Annotated in this window: 6 protein-coding genes and 1 tRNA gene; all 7 read right to left on the reverse strand. The window is 54.2% G+C overall.

Features of this window, described 5'->3' with window-relative positions:
- Positions 1 to 26 precede the first annotated feature (26 nt).
- Positions 27 to 488 carry a HyaD/HybD family hydrogenase maturation endopeptidase gene (locus tag ACUVTA_RS08005; protein ID WP_445952429.1) on the reverse strand — a complete coding sequence of 154 codons (462 nt, stop codon included), beginning with the start codon at positions 486 to 488 and terminating at the stop codon, positions 27 to 29.
- An 84-nt stretch (positions 489 to 572) separates the two neighbouring features.
- Positions 573 to 1,679 carry a 6-phosphofructokinase gene (locus ACUVTA_RS08010; RefSeq protein WP_445952430.1) on the reverse strand — a complete coding sequence of 369 codons (1,107 nt, stop codon included), beginning with the start codon at positions 1,677 to 1,679 and terminating at the stop codon, positions 573 to 575.
- Between the two features lie 41 nt (positions 1,680 to 1,720).
- Positions 1,721 to 4,438: a UPF0182 family membrane protein gene (locus ACUVTA_RS08015; RefSeq protein ID WP_445952431.1), complete on the reverse strand. Its 2,718-nt coding sequence runs from the start codon at positions 4,436 to 4,438 to the stop codon at positions 1,721 to 1,723.
- A gap of 18 nt (positions 4,439 to 4,456) precedes the next feature.
- Entirely contained in the window at positions 4,457 to 4,636 is a 180-nt protein-coding gene (locus tag ACUVTA_RS08020) for a hypothetical protein (RefSeq protein WP_445952432.1), read from the reverse strand.
- Positions 4,637 to 4,735: 99 nt separating this feature from the next.
- Positions 4,736 to 5,206, reverse strand: a complete 471-nt coding sequence (locus tag ACUVTA_RS08025; RefSeq protein ID WP_445952433.1) for an HAD family hydrolase — start codon at positions 5,204 to 5,206, stop codon at positions 4,736 to 4,738.
- 104 nt (positions 5,207 to 5,310) lie between these two features.
- Positions 5,311 to 5,958, reverse strand: a complete 648-nt coding sequence (locus ACUVTA_RS08030; protein ID WP_445952434.1) for an adenylate kinase — start codon at positions 5,956 to 5,958, stop codon at positions 5,311 to 5,313.
- 63 nt (positions 5,959 to 6,021) lie between these two features.
- Positions 6,022 to 6,099, reverse strand: a tRNA-Pro gene (locus tag ACUVTA_RS08035).
- Positions 6,100 to 6,254: the final 155 nt, after the last annotated feature.

A 6,254-nucleotide genomic window follows, 5' to 3' on the forward strand; every position in this document is an offset into this window, starting at 1 on the left:
TCCCTTCAGAAATGATAGGTTATTTTTTAAGCTGGTTTTTCAGAGACCTCGTCAAGCAGCCGCGGCAGCTGTGCTGCCACCTGCGGGCTCAGCGCTGTACCCCAGTCGATCTCTGCCGGTTGGACGCCATAAATAACAGTGGGCGGCAGCACACCCATCGCCTTCGCAAGGTAGAGTACCTCCATCAGGCCGACCTCATGAAGGGAATTACCGGAAATCGGTGTACACTCTTCCAGATCCTCTGGCGTAAATCGGAAGAGTGTTCCTGGCGCCGCACCACCATTCACGGCGTCGATCACAATCAGGCGACTAGCCTCCTCGATAAAATAAAGTAAACCAAAACCAGCCGTCCCGCCGTCAACGATCTCCACCTCCGGCGGGTAACCATACTGTTTCAACTCATTTACCGCATGGATGCCAACACCTTCATCTTGCAAAAGAACATTACCGACACCAAGTACCAGAAGCCGCTGAACATCGCTGCCCATGTAAGGTACCCCTACCTTGAACTTTTTAGTGTTACTTTCGGTATACGCTTGCAAATTCCTTCTCTTTCTCCGAAAATAATTATTTCAGTCCCCAAAGCTGATCCCCATCTGCCGGGCAGCCCGCACGAGGTCGTTACCGAGGGCCACCCGCTTCATGGCTCCCGTTGCCTCAGCAAGCGGTACCGAACCGATATCGGGCGTCCGCAAGCAGACCATTTCGCCGCACCGCCCCTCCATGAGAAAATTTACCGCTGCCGCACCGAAGCGCGTAGCCAGAATCCGGTCGAACGAGGTCGGGCTACCGCCACGCTGGAGATGCCCTAGCACGGTTACCCTGGTCTCAATCCCGGTCATTTCTTCTATTTTCTCGCCCACCACATTGCCGATACCACCCAGCCGCAGGGGCTCGAAGCTCCCTTCAACCACTTTCTTCACGACCAGCTCCCCGCCGACCGGCTTAGCCCCCTCCGCAACCACCACTATGGAGAATTTTTTTCCTGCCCGGCGCCGCTCGCGTACCTTTTCACAAACCTTTTCAAAGGTGAAGGGAATCTCTGGTATCAGAATGATATCGGCGCCCCCAGCAACGCCCGCATGGAGCGCAATCCAGCCCGCGTACCGCCCCATAACCTCCAGAACCATCACGCGGTGGTGTGATTCCGCCGTGGTGTGCAGCTTATCGAGAGCCTCCGTAGCCGTAGTCACCGCAGTATCAAAACCGAAGGTCTGGTCCGTAGCTAACAGGTCGTTATCAATCGTTTTGGGCACCCCGATAACCGGGAGGTTGTAGCGCTTCCATAACTCCTCGGCGATTTTCATGCTTCCGTCACCACCAATAATTACCATCCCCTGGATGCCGTGCCCGGCGAGGTTTTCTACTACCCGGTTTGACACATCCTTATAAACGACCCCGCCATTCTCCTTAACCGGATAGTGGAAGGGGTTGTCCCGGTTGGTCGTACCGAGAATCGTCCCCCCCCGGGGTAAAATGCCTACCACATCTTTTTCGGTGAGGCGCCGTGCCCGGTTTTCAACCAATCCCCCGAAGCCATCTTCAAAACCGATCACCGTAAGGCCGTACTCCCGCGTGGCTACCTTTACTACCGCCCGGATCACGGCATTAAGTCCCGGCGCGTCACCACCGCCGGTCAAGACCCCAATCCGTCTGATCTGGACTTTTGTTCGCGGCAAAGATGATCCCCCCTGAATATTGTACTTCCGCGCGAAAGAGACTATTTGTATACTTTATCGGCCTCGCGGGTTCTCTTCTCCAGCTCCGTAAGAATCTCTTTTAGTGCCGCCAAGTTTTTCCCGTAGCCCGCCCAGTCGCCAGCCTTTAGAGCCTGCTCTGCCCGCCGGTAAAGAGCGTTAGCCTCGCTTACTAACTCCGCAACTGAACGGCCCACCGTCACCGTGCCGGCAGGGGATCGAGGAGAACCGGTTGCAAAAAGCCGTTCGAGCGCCGCCGCAAGCGTACTTTCCATCACGATCCGGTCACCGTGAACCACGATAACCCGCCGGAGTTCCGGCATTCGGGATTGTTCCGCTTGTAGGTAGAGCGGCTCTACATAGATAAGTGCGTCCTTTACCGGGATAATCAAGAGGTTGCCCCGGATCACCCGGGAACCCCGTTGGTCCCAAAGGGTAAGCTGCTGCGATATCTGGGCGTCCTGGTTGATCCGGGCCTCAACCTGCATCGGCCCGTAGACCAGCTCCTGTTTCGGAAACTCGTAAACAAGAAGGTGGCCGTAGTTTCCGCCGTCACAGCGGGCTGCAAGCCAAGCGATCATATTCTTCTTATTCTGAGGGGTAAAAGGCATAATAAGCATAAACTCAGGTTTTTTCGCCCCAGGAAGGCGCGTAATCACATAGTAGGGTTCCATCCTCGCCTCTTCGGCGCCAAAGAGTTCCGTAGGTAGCACCCACTTATCTTCCTTATTGTAGAAAACCTGGGGGTCCTGCATATGGTAGAGAGCGTACATCTCCGCCTGGACCAGAAAGAGATCCTCCGGGTAGCGGAGGTGGTTCTTAAGCTCCCGCGGCATTTCTTCCAGAAGCGCAAAGAGAGAGGGGAAAATGCGGGCAAAACTTTTCACGAGCGGGTCTCCCGGATCACTAATATAAAAGTGAACTTCGCCCGTATAAGCATCAACTACCACCTTAACCGCGTTTCGGATATAATTGAACTCCCCGTGTGGCTCTGCGTAAGGAAACCATTGCGAAGTCGTATAAGCATCCCAGAGATAGAAGAGGCGGCCGCCGGCAAGGACCACGTAAGGATCGTGGTCGTAGCGGAGAAAAGGCGCAATTTTCCGCACCCGCCGCCCTATATCCCGGTAGTAGAGAACCCGGGAGTCACGGGTGACGTCCCGGGAAAGAAGTAAGCGGTAATCTTGGAAGGAAAGGGCGAAGATCAACCTACGCCCCAGCCCACCTAGGCGTACCCCACCCGCACCCCGGTACCGGGTATATACATTCGCGTTACCCCGCGGGTAGTCGAACTCGCCCGTGCGGGTACCGACGATGATGTAAGGCGCCTCAACCTCGCCAAAGTAAATCTCGGGCCGCGTGATCTTAAGGTCTGTGGTGGTCTGCGGGGGGATATCTTTAAAGAAGAACTCGGGCAACCCCTCCGGGGTTACCTCGTTAACCGGACTCATAGCGATCCCGTAGCCGTGCGTGTACTTTAGGTGCTGGTTAACCCAAGTTTTAGCCTGCTCCGGTAACTGCTTCTGATTGAGCTCGCGGGCAGCCACCATCACCTGACGGTATTCCCCGTTTACCCAGTAACGATCGATATCGATATCGTGGAACTGATAATAAAGCCGCATCTCTTGAAGCTGGCTGTAAGTCTGTTTGAGTGGCTGCCAGTCCCAAAGCCGGATATTCGCAAAAGCGTCCCGGTTTGCCGCTACATCTTCTGGACGTAGGAGTTTCCCTGCCGGAAACGACCGACGTTCGATGGCGTCAAGCCCGTAAGCCATCCTGGTAAAGGCAATCGCTTTTTCGATATAGGGACGCTCCCGTTCAAGCTCGTTTGGCTCAACAACAAGCTTCTGAACTACTGCCGGATAAAGAACGCCAAGGCAGAAAGAAGCCGTGACCAAAACTGCCGCCGCACCGGCAGGATAGAGGAAAGAGGCGCGTATCCCCCCATAGAGGCTTACTAAGGCCATCAGGAGCGCTACGAAGCAAAGGATGCGGATCGCCAAGAGGCTCGCGTGGATATCGGTATATCCGGGTCCGAAAACTGTACCCCGTTCCGAATAATAGATGAGGAACTGGTGCAGGTAATAACCCCAGGCCTTGACGAGAAAAAGAGCCGCGCCAAGGAAAGCCAAGTGGCGGATCACCCGCGGCGAACGCCACCAGCCGTAACCTTTAAGGGGATCCACAAGCAGATAAATTAGGAGCACCGCAAGAGTTGTAAAGAGAATGACCCCGAAGGCAAAACGATAAAGGGAAACGTAAAATGGAAGCGAAAAGAGAAAAAAACCAAGGTCTTTACCGAAAAACGGGTCCTGTACGCCAAAACCAACCGGGTGCAGGAACTGTTGCCATACGAGCCATTTAGCCCCGGCCAGAGAGCTAAAGAGTAACGCTACAACACCACTGCCGAGCAGGAAGAGCAGCGTCAGCAGGCGCCGGGTTAAAAGATTAAACCAAGGACTTGACTGTAAGGTCTCTTCTTCCCCAGCAACAACCCGCAGCGGCTTACTAAAGTGCCGGCGCGTTAACCATAGATTAAAGAAAAGAAAGAGAAAAACTGCCAGCCCTGCACCAACCCGCACGCCCGCCTTGGCGAGAAGAGTTTTCCAGAAAACCGCTCGAAACCCGAGGGACTTAAACCAAAGCCAGTCGGTATAAAAATGCGCCACCTCACCGAGCAGGGGATACGAAATTAGAAGCAGCCCCAGAAATAGATAGAGGAACCAGCGGCCCGCCCGCACGGAGCCACCTCCCTTAAACTACATCGGTTTTGGCACTTTCTGCGCTTCCTCTGCCTCGTGCTTTATTTTGGCTTGACATAGCGGGCAGACCGAAGGTACCTTCCGGGAAGGTTCTAGAAAATCCTCCTCTTCTTGAACCACTTCTTCCATCGTTTCGACTTCGAACTTACGCCCGCAGAGGATACAACGCTTTTCCATATAAAAACCCTCCCATGTTATGATTAGTTAAGGAAATTCGGCAGAAAATTAAGGAAATTCGGCAGAAAATCCCCTCATCCTCCTTTGATCAGGGGGAAATTAGCGCCTAAGAGTGGCCGCCAGCCGTTTCGGGTTAAGAAGCAGGTCCAGTCCGTCGTTTATCTCTTTCACCACCACATCTGCCGCTAAAAGCGCTTCCACCGCTGCTCCTTCAGGACCTAGGACCAATATGGCGAGTGCCGCCCGCCGTAGCATGAGTACATCGTTAGTCCCGTTGCCAATGGCGGCCGTTCTGCCCGCGCCTAATTCCGTCACGTATCTTTCCTTCTCTGGGCCAACTACTGGCTGTCTGGTAACCACCACCTTGGCCTGGAGGCCCGCACACGCCTCCCGTGCCGTGCCGAAGGTATCCGCGGTGAAAATGTGGACCGCAACCCGGTCGGCAAGAGCGTTGAGGCGTTCCGCGACCCCGGGCAGAACCTTGCCGTCACAGGCAAAAGTACCGTTAAAATCAAGCACCACGTGCTCGATTTCGAGCGGCTCCCTTCCGGGAATCGTAAACCGTAACATTATACTCACTCCGTAGCGCAAGTTAAACTTCCTAAGAAAAAAGCCAAACTTCGCCCGAAGCTTGGCCCGCGCAACCGCAATAATTTCATAATTACCATTAACCGCTATTTCTTCTTGAGCGCCGCCAAAATATCCTCTAGAACCTTATTGATTGGTTGATCACCGTTAATGTCAAGAACAATACCTTGCTTACCATAGTAGTCGAGTAACGGTTGGGTCTGGGCCTCGTAAACGTCAAGGCGCTTGTTCACAGTTTCGGCCGTATCGTCGCTCCGCTGGTAAAGCTCCCCGCCGCACCTATCGCACTTGCCACTTTCCTTAGGCGGTTTGTTCACCACATGGTAGGTAGCACCACAGGAACGGCAAACCCGCCGTCCGGTAATCCGGTCAACAATCTTTTCCCGCGGCACGCGGATGTTAATTACAGCATCGAGCTTGATTCCCATTTCTTTGAGGGTCTGGTCGAGGGCTTCGGCCTGGGGCAGTGTACGGGGAAAACCATCGAGGAGAAAACCTACCTTACAATCGGGTTGTCCGAGTCGCTCTTTTACCACGCCGATGATCACGTCGTCGGGAACAAGCTGCCCTTTATCTATGTACTCCTTGGCCTTTTTCCCCATTTCGGTTCCTTGCTTAACGGCCTCGCGCAGCATGTCCCCCGTCGAGATGTGCGGGATCTTTAACTCTTTAATGATCTCTGCGGCCTGTGTTCCTTTGCCGGCACCCGGCGGTCCCATGATCAGCAGGTTCACGCTCTCCCCCTCCTGAAAATAAAAAAATATTTGTGAAAAGCATTACGAACCAGCAGGTAAAAATGGTCGGGATGACAGGACTTGAACCTGCGACCTCACGGTCCCGAACCGTGCGCTCTTGCCAAGCTGAGCTACATCCCGACGCAACAGCACCTATATTATCCCTAAAAAATGCCCTAAAGTCAAGGGGCAAAATGGCGGCGAATTGACGACCGGAAAGATCCTTAGGGGAAAATCAGGACCGTGTCCCCATCTGGAAAGCCAGCTCTACCGCTGCCACCGGACTTTCGGCTACG

The sequence above is a fragment of the Thermodesulfitimonas sp. genome (genome assembly GCF_052743955.1).

What these genes read in the sequence shown, in the direction of transcription:
- ACUVTA_RS08005 (WP_445952429.1), bottom strand. Translation starts at nt 488, where the DNA reads ATGGGCAGCGATGTTCAGCGGCTTCTGGTACTTGGTGTCGGTAATGTT.
- ACUVTA_RS08020 (WP_445952432.1), bottom strand. Translation starts at nt 4,636, where the DNA reads ATGGAAAAGCGTTGTATCCTCTGCGGGCGTAAGTTCGAAGTCGAAACG.
- ACUVTA_RS08025 (WP_445952433.1), bottom strand. Translation starts at nt 5,206, where the DNA reads ATGTTACGGTTTACGATTCCCGGAAGGGAGCCGCTCGAAATCGAGCAC.